The organism is Alteromonas sp. ABH2_165 (genome assembly GCF_056159945.1).
The window spans coordinates 21,667-44,788 of sequence record NZ_JBSWWF010000001.1 but is presented as its reverse complement, the minus strand read 5'-3'; the positions used below and the strand labels follow the sequence as shown (position 1 = coordinate 44,788).

At 49.5% G+C, this 23,122-nt stretch carries 13 protein-coding genes; 5 read left to right on the top strand and 8 right to left on the bottom strand.

From position 1 onward, the window contains the following. Positions 1–32: 32 nt before the first annotated feature. The 3 genes from ACXAFQ_RS00125 to ACXAFQ_RS00115 all read right to left on the bottom strand — a co-directional run bounded on the left by ACXAFQ_RS00125 (position 33) and on the right by ACXAFQ_RS00115 (position 8,241). The gene (locus ACXAFQ_RS00125) at positions 33–2,408 is read right to left on the bottom strand and encodes a fatty acid cis/trans isomerase (RefSeq protein ID WP_474817587.1); all 2,376 of its coding nucleotides are present in this window, start codon (positions 2,406–2,408) and stop codon (positions 33–35) included. Positions 2,409–2,568: 160 nt separating this feature from the next. Next, positions 2,569–5,511: a TonB-dependent receptor gene (locus tag ACXAFQ_RS00120; protein WP_474817586.1), complete on the bottom strand. Its 2,943-nt coding sequence runs from the start codon at positions 5,509–5,511 to the stop codon at positions 2,569–2,571. A 63-nt stretch (positions 5,512–5,574) separates the two neighbouring features. Continuing rightward, on the bottom strand, positions 5,575–8,241 hold the full coding sequence (locus tag ACXAFQ_RS00115; RefSeq protein WP_474817585.1) for a family 16 glycosylhydrolase: 2,667 nt from the start codon (positions 8,239–8,241) through the stop codon (positions 5,575–5,577). A 342-nt stretch (positions 8,242–8,583) separates the two neighbouring features. Between ACXAFQ_RS00115 and ACXAFQ_RS00110 the strand changes: the two genes are divergently transcribed. The 4 genes from ACXAFQ_RS00110 to ACXAFQ_RS00095 all read left to right on the top strand — a co-directional run bounded on the left by ACXAFQ_RS00110 (position 8,584) and on the right by ACXAFQ_RS00095 (position 12,933). Next, on the top strand, positions 8,584–10,176 hold the full coding sequence (locus tag ACXAFQ_RS00110; RefSeq protein ID WP_474817584.1) for an ABC-F family ATPase: 1,593 nt from the start codon (positions 8,584–8,586) through the stop codon (positions 10,174–10,176). 91 nt (positions 10,177–10,267) lie between these two features. Further along, positions 10,268–11,122, top strand: a complete 855-nt coding sequence (locus tag ACXAFQ_RS00105) for a patatin-like phospholipase family protein (protein WP_070127375.1) — start codon at positions 10,268–10,270, stop codon at positions 11,120–11,122. Between the two features lie 75 nt (positions 11,123–11,197). Further along, the gene (gene zntR, locus ACXAFQ_RS00100) at positions 11,198–11,623 is read left to right on the top strand and encodes a Zn(2+)-responsive transcriptional regulator (RefSeq protein ID WP_474817583.1); all 426 of its coding nucleotides are present in this window, start codon (positions 11,198–11,200) and stop codon (positions 11,621–11,623) included. Then, entirely contained in the window at positions 11,620–12,933 is a 1,314-nt protein-coding gene (locus ACXAFQ_RS00095; protein ID WP_474817582.1) for an SO_0444 family Cu/Zn efflux transporter, read from the top strand. The genes zntR and ACXAFQ_RS00095 overlap by 4 nt, the downstream gene beginning before the upstream one ends. Before the next feature lie 141 nt (positions 12,934–13,074). Here ACXAFQ_RS00095 and ACXAFQ_RS00090 read toward each other — a convergent pair whose 3' ends face one another. From ACXAFQ_RS00090 to ACXAFQ_RS00070, 5 genes are all read right to left on the bottom strand, one after another. Then, positions 13,075–14,637, bottom strand: coding sequence for a tryptophan halogenase family protein (locus tag ACXAFQ_RS00090; protein ID WP_474817581.1), 1,563 nt, complete (start codon positions 14,635–14,637; stop codon positions 13,075–13,077). A gap of 20 nt (positions 14,638–14,657) precedes the next feature. Next, entirely contained in the window at positions 14,658–16,154 is a 1,497-nt protein-coding gene (locus ACXAFQ_RS00085) for a tryptophan halogenase family protein (protein ID WP_474817580.1), read from the bottom strand. Positions 16,155–16,164: 10 nt separating this feature from the next. After that, positions 16,165–17,199 (bottom strand): cupin-like domain-containing protein, encoded by a 1,035-nt coding sequence (locus tag ACXAFQ_RS00080; protein ID WP_474817579.1) that lies wholly within the window; start codon positions 17,197–17,199, stop codon positions 16,165–16,167. A gap of 38 nt (positions 17,200–17,237) precedes the next feature. Next, complete coding sequence (locus ACXAFQ_RS00075) at positions 17,238–17,960, bottom strand: SapC family protein (RefSeq protein WP_474817578.1); 723 nt, start codon at positions 17,958–17,960, stop codon at positions 17,238–17,240. A 174-nt stretch (positions 17,961–18,134) separates the two neighbouring features. After that, positions 18,135–21,200: a TonB-dependent receptor gene (locus ACXAFQ_RS00070; protein WP_474817577.1), complete on the bottom strand. Its 3,066-nt coding sequence runs from the start codon at positions 21,198–21,200 to the stop codon at positions 18,135–18,137. Between the two features lie 802 nt (positions 21,201–22,002). Here ACXAFQ_RS00070 and ACXAFQ_RS00065 point away from each other — a divergent pair. Continuing rightward, positions 22,003–23,103 carry an ROK family transcriptional regulator gene (locus ACXAFQ_RS00065; RefSeq protein WP_474817576.1) on the top strand — a complete coding sequence of 367 codons (1,101 nt, stop codon included), beginning with the start codon at positions 22,003–22,005 and terminating at the stop codon, positions 23,101–23,103. Positions 23,104–23,122 lie beyond the last annotated feature (19 nt).

Below are 23,122 nucleotides of genomic sequence, written 5' to 3'. Positions count from 1 at the left end.
TCTGTAACACGCCCCATTTTTGTTTCTGAATCTTAGCGATCTTCCAGCCGGTTATAATCCAGCAGTCCACCTTCAATGGGGTAACGGCTTAGCGCCCACTGAATCACTTCATCGCTAAATTGCCAGAACGCCGGATTAGTTCGTCTTACGCCATAGTCGGTGATAAACGCTTCGTAATCCGACTCCGATTTAATCCGTTTTACTTTCGCTACCATGTTCTGCACCTCTGACGCATTTATCTGCAAGAACACATCAGGATAGCTACCTAATAAACCTTGTACCAAGGTAACCGAATCCTGACCGTAGTTACGGTTTTCGTCTTCTTCAAACAAACTACTGACATTGTAATGCGCACTATTTCGCAAAAGGGTGAACATTTCAGGTTCACCTTCGCCGTTGTCCGGTCGAACCATGAGCATGGTAATTTCTGGCAGGATGGTAGCCTGCTCCGGTGACAACGTATCCAGACTACCTAAAAGCGCCAGTTGGTCGTCTGACAGCCAGTTACTGCGCAGGCTACTGCTTTTGGGCTGTACGTTTTCAAGGGCTTGTTTAAGCATGCTATAAAGCTCGGCTTTGGGGGTATCGGTGGAATACTCGATACCGGTATCCTGTTCAAAGCTATTGATGTCGCCTTCGATGAAATCAGTCAACTCCGGCCCCGCCTGCTGGTACCATTCCGACAGTTGTTGATGACGGGTTTGTGGTGGTAACAACGCCAGAAAGTTCGACTCACCTTCCATACGGAGAAAGTCCATATACAACCGGGTCATCAGCTGATGACCGTAGTTTCCATACACATCAAAACCGGCCACCAGCAGGTAATGAATTCGCTCTAGCAAGGCATAATCAATAACCCATGCCGTCTTGGTGGGCTCGCCCACCAGCCCTTTCGCCACCGTGGCGTTGTCGAAATGTCGGAATACGGTTAGGGTGGCATTGGTGTTATTGCCATCCCCGTCCCAGATACTCTTAAGACTTAAATGTTGTCCCTGCTGGAAGGTATCATTCATAAAGTCAGTGCGGGCGCGAAGATAATCGCCTTGATGCTCAGCGTATTTGACCCAGCTTACGGCCAGTGCGGTTGACTCCTGCTCTGCTGGCAGGTGTAAGTTTTCTTTTTGCGACGCATAGAAGCGATTCAACTTTTCAGACGTTGCTACTTCGGGATCAACAAAGAATACCCAGAAGCGGTCATTAATCACGTTAAGTGCCACCTGACCACGACACACTGGCCCTTTGATGTAACCCATAATGGTATTTTGCGCGCGCTCCAGCATAAAACGGTAGCGGGTGTTTACCGGCATTAAGGTAAAGGCGGTAAGCGGGTTCGCGGCCACTTCGGGTTTATAAGAAGGAAGCTCCGGCACGTCAAATTCGGCCTCGACAAACCATGCGTTCCATTTCGCCATCAAGTCGTCATTGATTGCGTAAGGCTGGTGCGTTTTACTCACGATGGTTGACGTTACAGGCTGCAGGCGATACCACACTCTGTCCGTGCCAGGATGATCGAAGGGACGGCGGGTTGCCACCACATCCAGCGGCTCACCGGGCGGTGTTAGCGAACGTACCAGATTGAAAAACTGCGGCGTCACGCCTTCTTCAGAGAGCTCTTCAAAGTAAAGGTGCGACGTAAACAGGTGCTCGTAAATATACCGGGCTGAAAGCTGCGCTTTGTTCGAGTTGCCATTCAGCCAGGCTTCGAATTTATCGGCACGCTTCAACAGTGCAACAGGCAAAGGTTGAGCTTCGGGTAAAGGTGCGCCATTGTGTAGCCAGCGCATCAACGTTTGTTGCTCTTCGTTGGTCAGTCCTGGTAGCGCATAAGGCATGCCGCCTAACGGTTGTTCGGCAATGTAACTCCCCATTTCATCCAATGTGGGGCACTGCTGTGGTCGGTTCAGACTAATATCAAAACCTTCACCTAAGTGAGTAGTTTCAGGTAACGGATGTGCTTGCTTCAACAGCAGCATTTGCGCCAGCACTGAGGTTTGCGTAGGCGGCGAATCTTCGGTTTCCACCGTTTCGGGCAACACGGTGAAAAAATTCCGCTTGCGCCATTCATCCACATTCTGCGCGTCGATGAACAACCGGTTTGGCGTGGCCGCCGTTAGCCTTGTGCCCTGATACACTTTCTCTTTATTGGCACCTCGGGCAAGTCCTTCAGCGGAGGACATTTTCAATTGACAAGGGGCATCGTAACAGGCATGACAAACTACACAGCGGTGGGTGAGTACAGGCTCAACATGCTGAACAAAGAATTCCGGAGGTAGCGGTTTGGCGGTCAATGTGTTTGTGGAATCAGCCAGTAAAGGGGCTTCTTCTGGCATCCATTTACAGCTCGCCAACCCCACAATTAAAGCCAAAACTATCACCAGCCCAGCTTTCGAGACACCACTTTTCATCATATCTATCATTCCTGCAAAATTCGGCGTCAGTCTACCATCAAGTGGTCGGGCCTTAATACACAAAAACGCCTAAGAAAAATTCACAATAAAAAAGGGCTGCGATGGTTTCCCATGCAGCCCCAAGTCGTCAGGTTGCTCTTGTTATTAGTGTTATCAGCTATCAGAAGGTATAGCGAGCACCCAGTGTATAACGCGGTCCATATTGGCGTGCGTAAAGGAATTGCTCCTCAAAGCGCCCGTAGCCTCGTTCGGTTTCGTTGTTTACATTCACGCCTTCAACAAACACGGTAAACTGCTCGTTGAAATCGTAGTTAATGCTGAAATCCCACTGGCCAAATGAATCAGCCTGTGTGGGTGGTACATCGGCGGAACCCTGTGCCTGCCCCATGCCTTGCAGATAACCTGCACGCCAGGCGTAAGTGACTTTTACCGACAACGCTTCTTTTTCGTAGAACACCTGGAAGTTGGCAGAATCACCAATACCCACCAGCGGGTTCTGACCACTTTCGAGAATGTACGGATCGTAAGTCACATCGCCGTCGACTAATGTACCGTTTACGCCCACACCAAAACCGGTTTCGCCAAAGGTATGTTGAACGGCCAGTTCAATACCATCCACCGTGCGGGTATCCGGCAAATTACGCGGTTTAGTCACACGCCATGTGATGAGTGGATCATCCGCATTTGGCTCAATCACACCCTCCGCATTGGCATAGCCGTTATCCTGGAAATACTGGAAGATGGCACTGTCTGTGGCCTGTACACCATCAGCTTGCAGGGCCGCTACCGCTTCGTTCCAGCGCGGTCCTTGATAAATATCTTGTAATCCTTCGAAGGTCTGATCGCCCCCCGTGGTTTCGATATACTCACTCACTTTCTTACGGAACAGGCCCACAGAGGCATAGCTATCTTCGCTGTAGTACCATTCCAGTGACAAGTCGAGGTTTTGCGACTCGTAAGGCTTCAGGCTGGTGTTGCCCTCAGACGCTGTGCGAGCACCAATTTTCGGGCTACCACTGAACGAACGACCCCCTTGCAGCAAGCCAATAGGCGCACGGGTTATCGATTTACCCCATGAGAAACGGGCCACCACGTCTTCGGTCACATCCACTTTAATGTCAAACATGGGCAGCAAAATGTTATATTCACCGGTGAAATCCTGCAGGATAAGTTCCGACTGATATTCAGTGATCCACTCTGAAGGGGCTACCCAGTTCACCTGCGTAGGCACCCTTACCTGCGCGGAACTGGGCACTTCAGTTTCTTCGTAGCGCACACCGGCATTCACCTGCACATAGAAATCACCAATATCAAAATCCCACTCTGTTTGTACGTAAACGGAATCGGTGATCTCTTCGACGAAATTCACCGTTGGCGCATTAAAGAAAGGATCGATGGAGTAAACGTTACTGTCACCGGTCACGTCCGCCGTAAGGTAAGCCAACTGTCGGGTGATCGCTTCATCAAAGCTGTAGGTGTAAAAGTAATTCGGATTAAGCGCATCACCACCACCACTGAATGCATCAAGGAAATCAGCAGTGTCATGGCGGGTAAACATGCTGTCCGGGAAAATTTCAGTATAAGACGGGCTGAAGCCAGGTCCACCTCGCAAACCACCCCAGGCATCAGTTGCACCCAACGACTGTTCGGTACGGGCATAACCAAAGTCGACTTTCACCAGTGGAATACTGTCGAAAACCGAGTTGTACCAGGTACTGTCGATTTGTAGCTGTTCAATGTCCGAACGGCCCTGATTACGGGTAAATTGACTGAAGTTAGAATCTATTTCACTGGGCATCAGCTCGTTGGTGCCGTTATTCCAGTTGATGTAATAACTCGGAATATCACCTTCCCGATAGTCATACACCTTGGAGATCAACTGATCGGAACCAAGAATGACCTGGCCACTGCCGCCCAACCCTTTGTCCTTACCGTTATCAATCTGATTGTAGGAGTCGTGATAATCCACTGACACTTCCCAGTCATCGGTAATTTGCCACTCAAGGTTCACACCCAGAGAGCGGGCATTCACTTCGGTGGTGTTACGGCTGGCTGTAGCAGAACCGTCGTCACCGGCAATATCCGCATACAATGCGGTACCATTTTCGTCCAGTTCATAAGCATTGATATTCGGCCCGAAGTTATTCCAGATCCCCCAGCCAAAGCTGTTGGTGCCGGTGACGGCGTCTGATGCGGTGTAATCCACGGTTGCCGTGAAATTATCGGTAGGACGGAACTGGAACGTGACCTGTGCGTTGGTACGTTCACGCTGAACATCGGCAAAGCCAAAGTTCAGATCTTTAGGAAAGAATGCCGCATCGGTGATAACAGAACGATTATCTACCACCATTGACGGGTCAAGCTCGGGCAGATCTGCATCAGGCACTTGTACCCACCCTTGAATACTGGCGGACTGTTGACGGAAATCCCGTTCCTGGTGAGAAACCGACAGCCCAATGCCGAACATATCGTCGGCAAACGTGTTAGTGAACACACCTGCCACTTCCGGCGTAATGTCGCTGCCTTCCTCATTAGAGGTGTCCATAATGCCTTTGGCCGATACCGAGAATTGCTGGCCTGGGTTGTCCATGGGGCGCATAGTCAGAATATTCACCGTTGCGCCAAGACCACCACTGAGGTTTTCAGCCCGTGCAGTTTTCTGCAGTTCCAGGGTTTTTACCCCTTCCGAAGACAAGTTCTGTAAGTCGTAAGAACGGGTGAAGCCGGTGCCAGGCATCTGACGACCATTCAGGGTGATAAGGTTAAATTCAGGGCCAAAACCACGCACTGTGATCTGGCTACCTTCACCGTTTGCACGGCTAATGGTCACACCGGTGATACGCTGTAACGCTTCTGCCAGGTTGGTATCTGGAAATTTACCCAGTTCTTCAGCGGAAATGGCATCGACGACACCGCTTGAATTACGCTTCAGATCCTGAGAACGCATCAGTGAGCCGCGAATCCCCTTAACCTGAATGACTTCCATGCTTTCGTCAGCAACGACTTCGGCTTCCTGTGCCTGCACGCTGAACATGCTTGTTGTACCCAGTAACAAAGCCATTGATGTGGCGACCCGGGTCTTTTTAAATGTATTGTTTTTCATAGTTGACCTACTCATCATAATCAATTGTTCCGGCGAGCCAGCCTGGCTTCGCCGGAGGCTTTGTTATTGTGCTGCAATTTCTGCGTTATCGATGCGGTAAACCGCGCCGTCACCCTGTCCCCATGCTGGGAACACCATTACTACGTTAATGTCTGAAACATCGAGACCAAGATCAGACAGCGTTTGCAGTGGGAAGGTATAGGTTTGCCATTCGCCGGCTACCGGATCGAGGCCTTCAAGGCTTTCCGACAGCGGCAACTCAACGGCAGTGGCAGCACCGGTAGATTCAATTTTAAACAGCCAGGGGGCTGTGCTGTCAGCAGGCATAGAAGTCACTTTCATTTCAAAGCGAACAGCCCCTGTGGTAAGCAGTGCTGAGGCATCAAATGACACATCTTCGTCTGCTAGGAAACCCATTACCGTTGGTGTACCGCCAATGCGGAATTCGGCTACGTCACCATGGGCATCATCATCGGCTTCGATTGTCGGAGTTGAACCGCCACAGCAATCCCACGCGCTCCACATGTCCGCTGCAGTATCAGCGAACAGCGTTAAACCTGCAGCCGCACCGGCATCCGGGTGATAGAGCTTCATGTTGTCGATACGGTAAGCTGCACCTTCACCGGCGCCCCAGGCCGGGAACACCATGATCACGTCGATGGCGCTGATATCCAGACCTCCAGCCTGCAGGTCAGCTATGGGGAAAGTGTAAGTTTGCCACTCGCCTTCAACCGGCGCTTCCCCTTCCACACTTTCAGTGATGGGTAATTCAATGGCCGTAGAAGCTCCGTTAGATTCCACTTTAAACAACCAGGCGGCAGAGGCATCGTTTGGCAAACTCACAACACGCATATCAAATTGCAGTAAGCCACCATCAGCCAGTGCAGTGGCATCAAACGGGGTGTCACCACCACCGTCGGCAGAGCGGGTAGTGAAGCCCATTACCGTTGGATCGGCACCAATACGGAATTCAGCAGTCAGGCCGTGGGCATCATCATCCATTTCTTCTGTGGGCGTTGAGCCGCCACAGCAATCCCACATTGGCCAGTTGGGATTCATAGCATCTTCAAAAATCACCAGTTCCGGGTAGCTGGATTGTGCTGAGATTTCCACGTTGGTCAGGCGGTAAGTTGCTCCGTCACCCGCGCCCCAGGCAGGGAACACCATAATGACGTCAATGGCGCTCACATCCAGCCCGGCTTCATCGAGCATGGAAAGCGGAAATTCATAAGTTTCCCACACACCTTCTTCCGGCGTGTCACCAGCCGTTTCATTCGGGCCAACATAACCGGTAGCCAGTGGCAGCTCTACAGCAGTAGACCCTTCTGAACTTTCAATTTTAAACAACCAGGCTGCGCTGGCGTCTGAAGGTAATGAAGTAACATTTAAATCAAACTTCACACTGCCGGTTTCCACCATAGGCGCACCGTCAAAAGGGGTTGCCTGGCCGTTTGGATCGGTAATAAAGGTACTACGACTGACGAACCCCATTACCGTTGGCGTTGCACCGATTGAAAACTCGTAAACGCTGCCTTTTTCGGCATCATCAACGATGGCAGGAGTGGAACCGCCACAGCAGTCCCAGGCTGGCCAGTTTGGATTATCGGTACCACCAAAGATGGTCAGGTTCTGTGCCACACCGCTGGAAGGTGGTGAAGGAATGGGCGCTTCACCTTCTACCAGCGCATCGTCCGTAGAGGCATAACCCGGACGTACAGTTTCACAGCCTTTACCGGTATCCGGGTTGGCCGAACACTGATAAACATGTACATAGTCGATTTCGTAAGTTTGCCCTTCGGCGAAGGCTTCCGCATCGATACCCAATTCATTCACGTTAGATGGCCAGTCGCCGCCCACCGCCAGATTTAGGATCATGAAGAATTCCTGATCGAATGGGGCATTGTTATAGTAGTTCTGTAATTCGCCGCTGGTCTGATCGAAGTATTCGGTGTACCAACCACGATGCGCCAGGCCTGTTGCTTCGCCTTTGCTGTTGTAGCGCACCGTTGATTTTCGCTGTGTGGCGTACAGGAAATCATCCATATACCAGCGAATTTCCCCTTCCTGCCATTCCACGGCATAAGTGTGGAAGTCATCAGCCGGGTTGGAACCATCTGGTAATTTATACGCCTTGCCACTGTACTTATTGTTCGGCCACTCGCTGCCGTAATGCAGGGTACCGTGGATGTTTGCTTCTGGGTTGCCGTCAGCATCCATGGCTTTCAGGTTCACCGCTTCCATGATGTCGATTTCACCACTGCGGGGCCAGCCACCATAAACAGAGTCGGTGGGCATCATCCAGAATGCCGGCCAGCTTCCCTGACCAGAGGGCAGCTTTGCGCGCATTTCAAAACGGCCGTATTTAAAATCTGCTTTGTACTGCGTAACGAGTCGGGCTGAAGTATAAGGCTTTTCCGCCCCCTCTTCGGCTGGCAGTGCAACAATGTGCAGCGCACCATCCGCAACATAAGAGTTGGCATCACTGTCGGTGTAACATTGCGATTCATTATTACCGCCGCCAGCGCAGTTAACCTCATGGGTCCACTTGCTATCGTCGATGCTTGTTCCGTCGAAGTCATCGCTCCATACCAGTTCCCAATCTGTCACTGGTTGCGTGGTATCAACGATGTTGATATCGGTGTCTGTTGTGGCGCCCCCACCGCACCCAACAAGGGTCGTGACCGATATCGCGGCCGCTAACCGCGAGAGTTGCGTGATTTTCTTAGTCATTATTTTCAGCCCTGATCGATTAATTATAAGTTGTGTTCCGCCGAGTGGAGGCGTCGAACCGCATTTTTGTAAGCGCTTACAAATTCAAATAAAAAGAAAGCACCCCTGAATGAAAGCGCTTTCATTACATTAATTGAGGGTAAAATAAAGATCAACAATATTTTCATTGCATTAACAATTCATTTCATTAAAAACCGATGGAAGGGTTGTTTTCCGCCAGCGCTGTAATCTGCGCGACATTTAACCAATTTACCCTCGACATAACGGGCGCGATTCTTTATATTGCGCGGCCCTGCACGCACACCGTGTTTCATTTATCTGTTCAGCTTCTGGGAAAGAATTTTGATTACCACCGCCAATATCACCATGCAGTTTGGCTCCGCGCCGCTTTTTGAAAACATTTCCGCCAAATTTGGTAATGGCAACCGATACGGCCTGATTGGTGCCAACGGCTGTGGTAAATCCACCTTCATGAAAATCCTGAGTGGTAAACTCACGCCGACAGCGGGCAATGTGTCGATGGCGCCAGGTACGAAGCTTGGGATCTTGAGTCAGGATCAGTTTGCTTTTGAAGAAATGTCGGTGGTTGACGCTGTGATCATGGGCGACCGCGAATTGTGGGAAGTAAAGCGTGAGCGCGACGAGATTTATAGCAACCCAGACATGAGCGAAGAAGACGGCATGCGCGTGGCCGATCTGGAAGTACAGTTTGCTGAAATGGATGGCTACACCGCCGAAGCCCGTGCCGGCGACATACTGATTTCTGCAGGCATTGAAGAAGACTATCACTTTGGTCTGATGAAAGAAGTCGCCCCGGGCAAAAAGGTGCGTGTGCTGTTAGCTCAGGCACTGTTCGCGGAGCCGGATATTCTGCTTCTAGACGAACCTACCAACAACTTGGACATTTACACCATCAACTGGCTGGCGGAAGAGCTGAACAAGCGTAAGTCCACCATGATTATCATCTCCCACGATCGCCACTTCCTGAACTCAGTATGTACTCACATGGCTGACATTGACTACGGCGAGTTACGTATTTATCCGGGCAACTATGACGACTTCTCTGAAGCCGCTGCGGCAGCGCTTGAGCAACTTCATCATGAAAATGATAAGAAGAAAGCAGAAATTGAAGAGCTGCAAAGCTTCGTTGCTCGCTTCTCGGCTAACGCGTCTAAAGCTAAGCAGGCAACCTCCCGGGCTAAGCGTCTGGAAAAAATTGAGCTTAATGAGATTAAAGCGTCCAGCCGCCGCAAGCCTTACATCATCTTCAAACAACATAAAAAGCTACACCGACTGGCAATCACGCTAGAAGAGCTTGGTCATGGCTTCCCAGAATTACCCTTGTTCAGTGGCGGCAACCTGTTGCTGGAAGCTGGCGCACGTTTGGCAATTATCGGTGAGAACGGTGCCGGTAAAACCACCCTGCTGAAATGTCTTATCAATGAACTGGACGCCAACGAAGGTGTGGTGAAGTGGGCAGAGAATGCCGCCGTGGGCTATGTTCCACAGGACAGTAACCGTGACTTCGCCAACGATCTCACTTTGTTCGAGTGGATGAGTCAGTGGCGCGGACCAAAGCACGATGATCTGCAGGTTAAAGCCATGCTGGGACGTCTGCTGTTTGGCTCTGACGACTTTAATAAAAAGGTCAGCGTGTGTTCTGGTGGTGAGAAAAACCGCCTGTTGTTCGGTAAGCTGATGCTACAGGATATCAATGTGCTGGTGATGGATGAACCGACCAACCACCTTGATATGGAATCTATCGAAGCATTGAATAACGCCCTGCTCCACTACGACGGCACGGTTATTTTTGTCAGCCACGACCGCGAATTTGTCTCGTCACTGGCCACCCAGATCATTGAAATTAAAGATCAGAAAATCAATCATTTCGAAGGCACTTACGAAGAGTTTCTGGCACACAGCGCTGGCGCTTAGTATTTTTCTAAATACCTTTTCGACGACTAACACTATCACCTTTTGACTTACTGGACTATGTTTAACAGTGAGGCATAAAAGGTGATGGTGTATGTCAGTATCCAGAATTTATCCTAAACAAATCGTTCCAATCCTCTCTGGCGGCGGTACTCGGCTACCCGCTCACATTGGTATTCTGCAAGCCCTCGACGATCTCAACGTAAAACATGAAACCATTGTGGGTGTATCCGGTGGCTCCATTATTGCCGCCATGTACGCCAAAGGCTTTTCTGTTGCAGAAATGAAGCACCTGGCGCTGAATACCGACTTCCGGCAGTTTGCCGATTTTTCTCTGTGGCGTTTGCTGCGCGAGGGCGGGCTGGCCTCTGGCGACGTATTCGAAAAATGGCTCGATGAACAGCTGGACGGTGCCACCTTTGCGTCGCTCAAATACCCCTTGCATATTCTCGCCACCGACGTAAACGGCGGCGGCCCGGCTTTATTCAATAAAGAAACTACCCCCGATGTGCACGTGTCTGCTGCTGTGCGAGCTTCCATGTCCATTCCACTGATTTTCTCTTTCAAGCAATTTGGCGACAAACTATTGGTAGATGGTGCCGTCCTTTCGGAAGATGCCCTGTTCCGCGACTGGCAGCAGGATGGTACGCCCTCTGTGTGTTTCCGCCTGCAAAGTCGACAGAAAAAAGAGCCGTTAAACAAGAAAGCGCGGTTTGCTCTGCCCACCTATGTCATGCTGCTCATCAGAACCTTCATGTCTGCTTTGTCACGGGAATACGTGCACGCTGAACATTGGCACCACACGATTCTAGTGGATACCGGCGAGGTCTCTGCCGTAGACTTTGATGCTAACGATATCGATAAAGAAGCTCTTTTCGAGATTGGTTACAACACCACCCTGGCTTATCTGCCGGATAAGCTAAAGAAGCAGTACACCCAAATTAGTTAATTCATCGGCCTTTTTCACTGATTTTATCGCAAACCCTTGACTCTGGAGTTAACTCCAGGGTTTATAGTAGGCAATATGAGAAAATCAGACTTGCTGAAAATAGGCGAATTGGCGCGCCTGACTGACCTGAGTAACGACACCATTCGCTTTTACGAAAGCAAAGGCTTACTCACCCCTTCCGAACGTTCTGATGCAGGTTACCGGCTGTATTCTGCAGATGATGTGGAAAAGCTTTTGTTTATTCAACGTACCAAAACGGTGGGGTTCACACTGAATGAAATCAGCGAACTCATGGAGCTGAAACTGCACCCGGATACGCACACCTGTGGCGAGGTAAAGAAAGTCACCGAACAAAAGTTGCGGCAAGTCACAGCTAAAATTAATGAACTGGAGCGTATTCGTCAGTCGCTCCTGCAAATGAACGATTTGTGTGATGGCGGCCCAAAAAGCACCCAACACTGTACCATTTTACAACTTCTGGACTCTGAAAAACCGTTATGAATGACATTACGCTTTTACTTACCAACTTCTTTGGCCTGTTCATGGAGTCAGCCCCATGGTTATTAATGGGCCTACTGGTCGCCGGTATCATGCACGAATTGGTACCTGTTAGCCTGTTGCAAAAACACATGGGCAAAAATAGCACCGGGGCGGTGGTAAAGTCGGCTTTAATTGGTGCGCCTTTACCCCTATGTTCCTGCGGCGTTATTCCAGCTGCACTGGGTTTACGCCGTAGTGGTGCATCTAAACCGGCAACCGCGTCCTTTCTGGTATCGACGCCAGAAACGGGGGTAGATTCAATTTCTGTATCCTACGCCCTTCTCGGCCCGGTATTCGCCATCGTACGCCCCTTCGCCGCCATCTTCAGCGCCATTTACACCGGTATGATGGTGAAATGGTTTGTGAAGGAAGACACTATCACACAGAAAGCTGTCGATGATTCCACAAAGGCAATGCCCGTTGAGTCATGTTGCAGCAGCGAAAAGCCTGCTGAGAAAGCGCAGACATCGTCGTGCTGCTCGTCAGAAAAAGCGCCGGTAAAACAGGCGACTGCATCTTGCTGCAGCAGTGAAAAAGCGGCCAAACCGGAAGTGACAAGTTGTTGTAGTTCGAAAACGCCAACGCCGGAACCTGCGGCATCATCCTGTTGTCGCACTGAGCAAACAAAAACGGTGAAAGCCGAATCCAGTTGTTGTGGCACGTCTACGCAGGCCGCTCAACAAGAAAGCAAACTGGTGCAGGTGTGGAAATTCTCCACGGGCAAGCTGCTCGAAGATATCACCCTGTGGTTACTATTGGGTTTAGGCCTTGCTGCCGCTATTCAGACCTGGGTTCCCACTTCATTTTTAACGCAATGGGGAGACGGGTTCCTCGCTATGCTGGTGATGGCGCTAATTGGTGTGCCCATGTATATCTGTGCCACAGCCTCTACACCATTGGCGGTTGGCTTCTTGTCAGCGGGCCTCTCACCTGGTGCCATCCTGGTGTTCCTGTTAGCCGGCCCGGCCACCAACATTTCTACCATGGGCATGATTGGCCGTGAACTGGGCAGAAGCTCACTGGTCATTTATCTATTCTGTATCCTTACCGCCAGTATCGGTCTTGGTTATTTACTTAATTTCGCTGTGGATGCCTTCAACTTACAAACGCTAATCCCGACCGGTGAAGGTGCCCATATTCACGGTGAAGGTGTAAGTGCAATTTACGCCTTGTGTGCGGTCGTGCTAGGCGGTCTGATAGTACGTAATCTATGGCAGGCGGCGAAAGCAAAGATTGCACCGGCTGGCGGTGCACAAAGTAGCTGTCACTAACAGTTGCTAAACATTAGCGAAGAAAAGGGAGGGTTTTATGTTTTCATTTGCAAGAAACATCAGCTTTCCCGTTCGGCGGGAGCTGGTGTTGTCCAGTCGGGCCATCCGCGTGCGCGACGGTGCGAGAATAGTTAGGTAAAGCTATGCGCTAGCGCGGGCATTTTCCTGCACTTTACCAGCCAGCCGGGTGAGATAATCCCGGTTGGAGGGTAACGACCCCAGCAATTCTGCTGTGGCGCGCTGTACACCGCCTAGCGCTTTATCTGCCACTCGCATTTCATGTTGGCTCAGTCCTACACAAGCATCGCTGCAGGTTGCCTGCATACCCATCAAAATATACTGCTTACTGGCAGAAGAAAACAATTCTAATCGGCGATCGGTTTCGTACAACCAAGGTGGCTGAGTTTGCCACAAGAGTAGTGACTCTTTCAGGCTCTCCGGAATAGACGCGCCTTCCCGGTGAGCACGCCAGTATTCGCTGTCGTCACGAGAAGACAACACGTAATGTAGCTTGATGAAATCGATGATCTCTTCCCACCGTTTGTGAGTCATCTCATTGTAACGCTTCGCTAATACTGTCATTGCATTGCGGCAACGAGGGAACTGGTGGCTGATCCACTCGACGGACTTCTCAACCAGCACCAACGCGGTGGCTTCCAGAGGTTCAACAAAACCAGCAGACACCCCAATACCCACACAGTTACGGTGCCAGAACGTTGAGCGATGGCCGGGTTCAAACGTGATCAAACGCGGCTCTGCGCCGTTGGCATCAAGATGCGGATCGCTTTTGACATAGTTCATTAGCGCTTCCCGAGCTTGTTCTTCAGAACAATGCTGACGGGAGAAAACGTGCCCGATCCCGCGACGGCTAGACAGGGCGATATCCCAAATCCAGCCATGTTGCTGTGCCGTTGCAACGGTTGCAGAAGCAATGGGGGCGGTGTCATCTTTGTAAGGCACTTGCAATGCCAATGCGGCATCGTTGAAAAGTTGATCCCGTTTACTTACCAGGGGAATGTTGTAAAAGCCGTTGAGTAGCAATGCTTTAAAACCACTGCAATCGATAAACAGATCGCCGTCGATCTGACGTCCATCATCTAGCGTCAGAGAGGCAATATCACCATTCGCTGCGCCATTAACGTTTTCCACATGACCCAGCGTGTGTACCACACCCAGTTTCTGCGTACAGTGTAAACGCAACATTTCGGTGAATTTACCGGCATTCAGGTGATAACCGTAATTCATCGCAAAGGCGTATTCAGGCATGACCAGAGTTTTCGGCGCCAAATTCTGTTCGCATACTGCGCCTTGAGCACATACCATGGACTCGAAATCTGCACCGGGACGGTTCTTTACAAAATGACTGGATAAGTTGACGGCACCATAGCCAGCTGGCGCTGTGAAAGGATGATAATAATGCTCGCCATTACCATACTGCCAATTAACGAACTTTGAAGCTTGCTTGAAGCCCGCGTTACAAAATCGCATGAAATCTTGTTCAGATAAGCCGATTTGTCGAAGCGTGTCGCGCATGGTAGGCCAGGTTCCCTCACCCACCATGAGGTTTTTTACATTGGGTGATTCAACCAGCTCAATATGAACAGGATTGGTACACCCGGAATGGATGCCATTTTTTGCAGCAAGGATACCAGCAGTAAGCCAACCCGCGGCTCCACCACCTACAATCACAACACGGTTAGTCATTTTTCAGGCTCCTGAAAAAATTAACCCACCTTCCCTGCCGGGCAATATTTTTGAATAAATTGCTCATGAGGTGGCAACTGTGCCACCTGGTTTTCAATTTGTTGCTTCAAAGCGGCTAACTGTTTTTTTAATCCTTCGGGTGCCAGCATCTTGCCTGCATGATGGTATTGCTTTGGCTGTAAGCCCTGCCCCATCATCACCTGAATCCAGGAATCCACTCTGAACAGCGACACGTCGTCCGGCCAGACATAACCATTTTCAGCAAAAATGGTCATTCTGTGTCTGAGAGAATCCGGAATATCCATAGTCCGGTAATGGTCCCAGAACGGACTGTCATCGCGCGCAGTCTGATGATAATGAAGGATAATAAAGTCACGGATAGTTTCAAGTTCAACCGCCGATTCCTGGTTAAACCTTTCGGCTAATATTCCGAAATTATCCGAGAACGGAAATAATTTCATAAGCCGGATCAGTGCCGTGGTCACTAGGTGAATACTGGTAGATTCAAGAGGCTCTAAGAAGCCGCTCGATAAACCAATGGCAACACAGTTTTTGTGCCAGGTTTTTACTCTGCGGCCGGTTTTGAACTTAATGCGACGGGGTTCTGTTAAGGGTTTCCCGGTCAGATTGGCCAGTAAGGTTTCTTCAGCATCTTCGTCGCTCAGGAAACGACTGGAATAAACGATGCCATTACCCGTGCGGGTTTGTAAGGGGATACGCCATTGCCAGCCAGCATCGTGGGCAATCGCACGGGTGTAAGGCCGCGGTGGTTCTGGTGATTCAGTCTGCACAGCAATGGCGCTGTCGGCTGCTAAGTAATGGCTCCAGTCTTCATACTCCACGCCAAGCGCATCGCCGATTAATAAGCCACGGAAACCAGTACAGTCGATGAAAACGTCACCCTGTACGCATTCACCATTGTCTAATTCCAGACTACGGATGTTTCCGCTTTGCTCATCAACAACGATATTGTTAATTTTACCTTCTACCCGTTTAACGCCAGCGGCTTCTGCCTTTTTGCGCAACCAAGCAGCATAAGCGGTGGCATCTAAATGGAAGGCGTAATTAACCGGCTTCTTGCCTGCGGCGAGGGCGAACTTGCCGGCTTTCGCCGCTTTCAATTCCAGACAGTAATCATCTAAACTGTCGTTCAATCCACTGTCGCGGGCAGCCATCCAAAAAGCATGAAATTCAGCCATCCAGGCACGTTGACCAATTTCGCCAAATGAGTGGATGTAACTCTCGTTTTTCTGCCCCCAGTTTTCAAACTCAATGCCGAGCTTAAACGTGGCCTGTGTGGCCGACATAAACTCTCGCTCATCGATGCCCATTAACTGATGGAAATTGCGCATGGTTGGAATGGTTGCTTCGCCTACCCCAACGGTACCGATTTGCTCTGATTCCACCAGCGTAATATCAAGCAAGTTTCCCAGTCGGGTAACCAAACTAAAGGCACTTAACCAGCCAGCAGTACCACCACCGGCGACAACAACACGCGTCTTCGTCGCTGAAGTCATGTCTGGCTCCTTATCGATTTAGGTTACTGATTAACATGGCGCGCAGACGGCGGGCGTTTATCTCGGTCATCTCACCCAGCGCGCCCTGACATTCAGGCGGCAGATGCTCACGCACCACTTCACCTTCACCGAATACGTAGTAATCAAACAATGCTTTCCATGCACGCTTTTCGTCTTCAGGCTTGTCGCGTAGACTCATCATGCCATTTAACAGAACATCCATCGGATTGCCTTTATAGCGCTCTGTGGTCATCCACCAGAAGTTCACCATAATGTTAAAACGCTCGAACGCTGTCACCTCGTGCCACCACATACTCGGATAATACAGTCCATCACCAGGCTCGAGATCGGCAATCCAGGCATTTTCCAGCGCCGTTTTAAGGCGAGGAAACTTTTCAAAATCCGGCTCAGCGAGGTTAGCAATCGTCACTACCTGACCACCCGGTGTTGGATGCAGTGGACCGGGATATAAGTTTTCAATCTGGTCTGGTGGAAACAGGGTGAAACGACGTTTTCCCAGCACACAACAAGCGAGATTTTTGGGTTGATCGAAATGGCAGGCTGCCAACGACTCGGTGCCAATCCAGATTTTGGCCAGCACCTGATTTTGCTCGAATTCAGGATGATTAAAAGCCAGCGAGTGAGAGGCCGCTAATGCGGGAAAGCCCTCGTTGAGGATTAACGAATTGACATACAGATATTCATGCTCTTCTTTATCCAGCTCATTGCGAATGATGTCGAGCACAGAGGGAATCGTTGAACGTTCTGCGGCGAAGTTAAAACCGGTGTAGTTGTCGTTGTAACCAAAGCGCCCTTTTATGGAAGCGGGCGCGCGGTAAACAAGCATGGGCTTTTGACTGTAATTCTCTTCCAGCATTTGCATAGCAGGCAATATTCCCTGCTGACCAGTTTTAACCAGCGGCCAGTCTTTTACCAGCCCTTTCAGGATAACCGGTTTATCCAGAGCAAAGAGTTCATCAAAAGGAATGTTGTCCGGCGTAATGCCTTCCCACACGGTTACTTTCTGTTGAGATGCCTGCACCATAGCGAGTTCCGTTTGTGATTATCAGGAAATTGCGGACTTTACAGCAATGATGACTTCGCGTTCTTGAGGTCAATCAAGCGCTGGAAATTTGCAAGCGAAGAGACAATAAAATACAACGGCCCAAGCATGCCGAACTGGCTCAATCGCGCTAACGCTTCGCCACTTAGCTGGCTAAGTTTGTCTTGATTAATCGTGTAGTAATTACTGAAGTTAACCTGTTCCACGTTGCTGAGCTTCACCTCAATGTTAACGTGTTCAAGCAGCTCCATTTCTTCCACCAACGCAAACAACGTTTTATTGTATTGGGTACCCGCTTCAATAGTCTGCAGAGCGCGTTTTACATAGCTCAAGTAACCTGACTCGCCGCCCATGGGCATGAATACAGGTTCCCCTTCCGTTTCGTTAATGCGGGGATCATCGGTATCCACACAAATGAAAGGTTGCGGTGCGGCATCATCAGACTCGCGATAGGCAATGCTAAAAGGCCCTCTACCTAACAATGCAGGTACATAGCGAGTGATCCAGCCATGATCATCGAGGAACAGGTTTTCGTCTTTACTCAGGCCAAGAATGGCGTGGATCTGGATGTCGCCTGACTCACTGTCTTTATGAAACACCAGCGGAAATTCTTTGTGCAACTCACTCACTTCTGAGGCATAAACCCGAGTGCGATTTACCTGATAACCCGTAAAAGCGGATGGGCGAGTATCGACTTTCAGATCTTTGTGATCAACGTTATTTAACATGGTAGGTGTAGACATAGATTGGTCCCCGGTTACTGCGGGTTAAACGAATGGTATACGCGGGATGTTATCGCGCTACCTTGTTATGCGCAATGTCGTGATGGTTTTGAAAGTGTAAACTGGCCGACCGATGCCGGCCAGGAAATTATTCCGCCACAGTGAAGGACCACGGTGGCGGGTTGCTAACAGCGATTAGAAGCTGTAGCGCGCACTCAGTACGATACGTCTATCAAGTTCCTGGATGAAGAACGTATTGTTGTAGCTACGGCCATATTGACGCGAGCCTTCTTCCAGTAAGTTGATTACGTCCAGGCTCATGGTGAAATCTTCAGTGAAGTCATAGCTCACGTTCAGATCCAGCTGCTTGTACTCATCGATAAACAATGGGTTACGAACAGAAGAAACACCACGGTTAACTTCCGCAAGGAAAGAATCACGCCAGTTGTATGCTACGCGAGTAGACAGACCTTCTTTTTCGTAAATCAGTACCAGGTTAGCGGAGTCACTCAGACCTTCCAGAGCGAACTGGTCGATTGAAGGATCTGCACCGATGTCGTAACCGATATCACCGTCTACGATAGTGAAGTTAGCTTGGTAACCGAAGCCACTGTCACCGAAGAAGTGCTGCCACGCAAACTCGTAACCGGAGATACGTGCACTCTGGTTGTTTACAGGCTGAGTTACTTCAAACTGCATTTCCGGGTCGCCGGCTACTGGGTCAACGTTATTGTTAGCAAATACGTCGTCAGCAAACGCCTGACCTTCCTGGAACTCATCCGCGCCACCAGGGAACACGTCTGGGTTTGCAAGCAGAGCAGTCATGGTGAAGAAGTTACGCTCGGTAATTTCTACGCCACGCGCTTCCAGTTCGGCAATGGCTTCAGCTGAGGTAGTACCTGCTGCGCCAGAAGTCGCATCCAACAGACCAAACAGCGTCTGAGAAACCTGCTGCGTACCTACAAAGTTATCTACGTCTTTACGATAGTAACCCACAGACACCATGCTTGAATCACCGTAGTAATATTCAAGAGACAGGTCGAAGTTGTTGGATTCCAGTGGATCCAGGGCTGCGTTTCCGCGGCTACCAGAAGCCACACCGCCTAAGTATGTAGGACGACCAGGCGCACCGATAGAAGTTGCAGTGTACATCTGGTTATACGCAGGGCGTGCCAGAGTCATGCTGTAAGAAACACGTGCTTTTAAATCATCAGATAGGTTTACAGACAAATCGATGTTAGGCAGGAACGCTTCATATGAGTGGTCCTGAGACAGCGCTTGAGTCTGGTCGCCGTAGCTGATAGTGAAGTCGTTATCTGATAACCAAGTGATTTGCTCTGGGATAGACTGTATAGAGATTGACTCTACATCTGTCTTCTCATAACGCGCACCTACTACCAGGTTAGCTTCGAAGCCACCGATTTCACCGTCCATTGTCGCCATTGCGTACAGAGACAGGATATCTTCTTTAACCGTATTGTCCTGCGCACCTACAGAAGGCAGGTCACCAGGCGTGTAACCGTAAGCTGGCGCTACTGCGTTCAGCAAGTCTACAGCGTTGCCGCGGAACGATACACTACCCAGAGGGATAGTAGTAGACCCCGCAGGTACTGCAATTGAGTCTGCACCTGCAACACCGCTCATGTCGTGATCTTCAAATGCACAAGCAGTACAAGTTACGTCAAGCAGACCTTCAGGAATGTTGCCAACATCAGCTACACCCCAGCCACCCAGCTGTGCTTCAGTTTCGTAACGAATCTGGTTCATTTCGGTGGCCATGTAACCGATACCGAAATCAACTTTCACGTCAGAACCTTCGTCCCAAGTACCGTCGAAACGGAACTGCTGAACGTCAGACTCTTGATCTGAAGAAATAGCACGTGTTACCTGAGGACCAACATCCGCCAGGTCGAAAACACCGTTGTTGTTACCTTTAACAGAATCGTCAACAACAATGCTTGCTTGTGGCATATCCAGACCGAAGTCCATGGTTTGCCAGCCAGCGGTTGCACCTGCAACGTTGAAACGGATTACGTTTTTACCGTAAGGGCCATTACCACCAGACTTAGCATTTGCCACGTTAGCGTCGAAGCGCAGGTTCAGTGAATCGTTGGCCCACCAGTCAGCGTTGAAGCCGAAAGAGCTCAGTTCATCTTTCGCAGCCATTACCAGGTTCTGGAAGAAGAAGTCTTTACCGCCGTCAATGTCTTCAGTGAAACGGATAGGCGTAGCAACTACAGGGTTACCATCAAATTCCATATCAGTGAACTGACGAGCAAACCAAACACCGTCTACGATAGAGGTTGAGTTGATTTCGTTGCTGGCATAAGTCGCATCTGCGGTTAATGTCAGCGTATCTGAAGGCGCGAACTGTAAAGTAACCATACCGTTCAAACGTTCACGGTTATCTTCGTTCAGACCTAAACCTAAGTTAGAAGGCATCGCAACTAATTGGCCTTCTTCTGGCGCATTAGTTACGTTTGCACCATCAACCAGACCGAATGTACCAGGAGACGTTGAATCCCAGTTGTACAGTTGATAGTTCTCAACACTCATGTGACGGCTACCAGAATCACGTTCCTGGTATGAACCGAATACTGCAAAACCAAACGTGTTATCTTCGTTTGACCAGTTAGCAACACCGCTCACTTCTGGTGTTACGCCGTCGCCACTGTAATCTTTCATGGCTTTCGCGCCGATAGACGCACGGTTTTCACCTTGAGACAGTGGCTTCAGAGTGTTGATGTTAATTGTTGCACCGATACCACCTGAAGGTACGGCTGCACGGCCAGTTTTGTAAACTTCAATGCCACTTACACCTTCCGATGCCAGGTTAGAGAAGTCAAAAGAACGGGTAGTACCTGATGCGCCTTGGTCCAGCGGGTTACCTGTAATAGAGGCAACGTTTGCTGCCGGCATCTGGCGGCCGTTTAGTGTGATCAGGTTAAAGTTACCGCCAAAACCACGAACAGTAACTTCAGAACCTTCACCGTTTACACGGTTAATAGAAACACCAGTGATACGCTGGAGAGATTCTGCCAGGTTAGTGTCTGGGAATTTACCCATATCTTCGGCAGAGATTGCGTCAACAACACCACTAGACTGGCGCTTAACGTTCATTGATTGAGACAAACTACCGCGAACGCCGCGTACTTCAATCTGTTCTACTTGTTCAGGCGCATCCTGAGCAAATGCAGGTGCTGCAACCATTACGCAGAGTGCCCCTGAAACTGCGTAAGATAGCTTTGTTTTATTAAACATAGTTTGGTTTCCAGTTGAGTTTTCACACGTGAATTTAAGTGCGTGTCCCTTATGAGGTGAAAACTGAACCGTTATCCGAAGATAAGGAAGTAACAGCTTCTCTCTTGCCCCATCACGCACTCGTTGTGCAAATCGTTTCGTTGTGATCCCATTCTCACAATGAAACGGGTTACATTCCGCCATTTTCGTTAACGATTTGTAACAGGTGTAGTTATAGCCCGCCTTGTGAAGGAATTGCAAGTATTTTGTTAGGCACCCTAACAAAATTATTCTTTTTTATGAAAATGAAGTATTCTTTAGTCGTAATTTTGAGCAAAAAAGAAGATTTCCTGCGTTTTCTCTGCTTAAAATGAACGGGAAAAGTTACAGCAGTTTTACAAATCAAGTTTAGTAAAGACCACAATTTGAATACCTGCAAGTTCGGCTTGTATAAAGTGTCGCAAGCGAAATTGAGCAACCGGTGAAGCTTAGCGCGAGCAGTAAATCTGTATACTATCTGGTTTTAACGTTAGTCGTAACACTACAAATATTTAATTATTCGAGTGAACCGAGAGCCCATTTTTTTATTTTACTCGAGATGAAAAGTGTAAAGGTGAGTCAGGCTGGGTAAATAGTAATGCCTGCGTAAAAAGTACAAATAACACCCAACTGTCAACCCGGTACATTTTTTAGTCTTTGCGCACTCTTTGAGGCAATTAAAAGACAACAAAATCTGAAATTAACGCGGTTTCCCTTCCCGCAATTTATTTACAAGAAATAAACAATTAGGATTTACGGCTAGCCGTAAGATAATCAAAATAATATGCCCGTACATAAACAATCTTGCCAGGGATTTGAACAGCAAAGCTTGGCGCTGGACACAGACAGACGTTTTTTCAAATGCCTGCTACAACATGGACCGATGAGCCGTGCGGCGATTTCGCAGCTTACCGGTATTTCACGACCGACTATCTCTGAAGCAGCTCAGCGTTTGAAAGGACAATCGCTGGTTAACGAGACGAAGCGCAAAACACAGAATAAGCAGGGCCGAGCTGGCATCTTGTATGAAATCAACGCGATGCGTGGCGTAACGTTAGCAGTAGCGTTAGACAGTGCCCACATACAAATGCGTTTGATGGACTTGGCCGAAAACGTGATTTCAGAGCAGCATACTCCCCTGTCAGATGTGCTTACGCAGGAAGCTTTTCTTGCCCGTGTAATACAAATGGCCGAAGATTTGGTATGTCAGGTAGATACTGTTGTGCTCTCTGTGGGCATTTCTATTGCCGACCCAGTAGATGCAAACACAGGCCTTGTGGTGCCATTACCTAAGGCACCGTTCCCCCTTTCCCACAACATCAATTTTTGCTCACTGTTTTCCAATTTATTCCATTGCCCGGTAACCATTGACAATGACGTAAACTGGGCGACGTTGGCTGAACGCGCCCAGGGCAATGCTAAAGATGAACAAAATTTTGTGTTTTTCTATTTTGGGCGCGGTATTGGTGCAGGTATTCACATTAGTGGTCACCTGTTAAGAGGCAGCTCCGGAATGGCTGGAGAAGTGGGTTATTTTAAAGTGGATGGCGACACCAATCTGCAAGATTACGTAGAATCTCAGGGCCTTCTTAAAGCCCTACTTGAGAACCGTTCACTAAAAACCAACCCGGCCATTGATAAAATTGTGCATGTGATCTCTTCAACGGCCATTCTGGTTAATCCCGATCTGGTGATCCTGGGCGGCCCTCTTGCCCGTCACGACGCGTTTATGGCTGCGCTAATGACAAAAATTCCTGAAAATACCTTAGTGAAAACCCGGGTTATGCCCAGCGCCATGCCAGAAACCGCGCCTCTGTGCGGGGCATCGGCGGGGGCACAGGAGCTCGCACTGGCATCACTGGGATTACTTCCTCAGCCTGAATAGTCGCCCATTAAATGGTAGG

Bases quoted from the DNA above. Each gene is read 5' to 3' on its own strand.
- ACXAFQ_RS00125 (WP_474817587.1), bottom strand. From the start codon at position 2,408: ATGATGAAAAGTGGTGTCTCGAAAGCTGGGCTGGTGATAGTTTTGGCT.
- ACXAFQ_RS00120 (WP_474817586.1), bottom strand. From the start codon at position 5,511: ATGAAAAACAATACATTTAAAAAGACCCGGGTCGCCACATCAATGGCT.
- ACXAFQ_RS00115 (WP_474817585.1), bottom strand. From the start codon at position 8,241: ATGACTAAGAAAATCACGCAACTCTCGCGGTTAGCGGCCGCGATATCG.
- ACXAFQ_RS00105 (WP_070127375.1), top strand. From the start codon at position 10,268: ATGTCAGTATCCAGAATTTATCCTAAACAAATCGTTCCAATCCTCTCT.
- zntR (WP_474817583.1), top strand. From the start codon at position 11,198: ATGAGAAAATCAGACTTGCTGAAAATAGGCGAATTGGCGCGCCTGACT.
- ACXAFQ_RS00095 (WP_474817582.1), top strand. From the start codon at position 11,620: ATGAATGACATTACGCTTTTACTTACCAACTTCTTTGGCCTGTTCATG.
- ACXAFQ_RS00090 (WP_474817581.1), bottom strand. From the start codon at position 14,637: ATGACTAACCGTGTTGTGATTGTAGGTGGTGGAGCCGCGGGTTGGCTT.
- ACXAFQ_RS00085 (WP_474817580.1), bottom strand. From the start codon at position 16,154: ATGACTTCAGCGACGAAGACGCGTGTTGTTGTCGCCGGTGGTGGTACT.
- ACXAFQ_RS00080 (WP_474817579.1), bottom strand. From the start codon at position 17,199: ATGGTGCAGGCATCTCAACAGAAAGTAACCGTGTGGGAAGGCATTACG.
- ACXAFQ_RS00075 (WP_474817578.1), bottom strand. From the start codon at position 17,960: ATGTCTACACCTACCATGTTAAATAACGTTGATCACAAAGATCTGAAA.
- ACXAFQ_RS00070 (WP_474817577.1), bottom strand. From the start codon at position 21,200: ATGTTTAATAAAACAAAGCTATCTTACGCAGTTTCAGGGGCACTCTGC.
- ACXAFQ_RS00065 (WP_474817576.1), top strand. From the start codon at position 22,003: ATGCCCGTACATAAACAATCTTGCCAGGGATTTGAACAGCAAAGCTTG.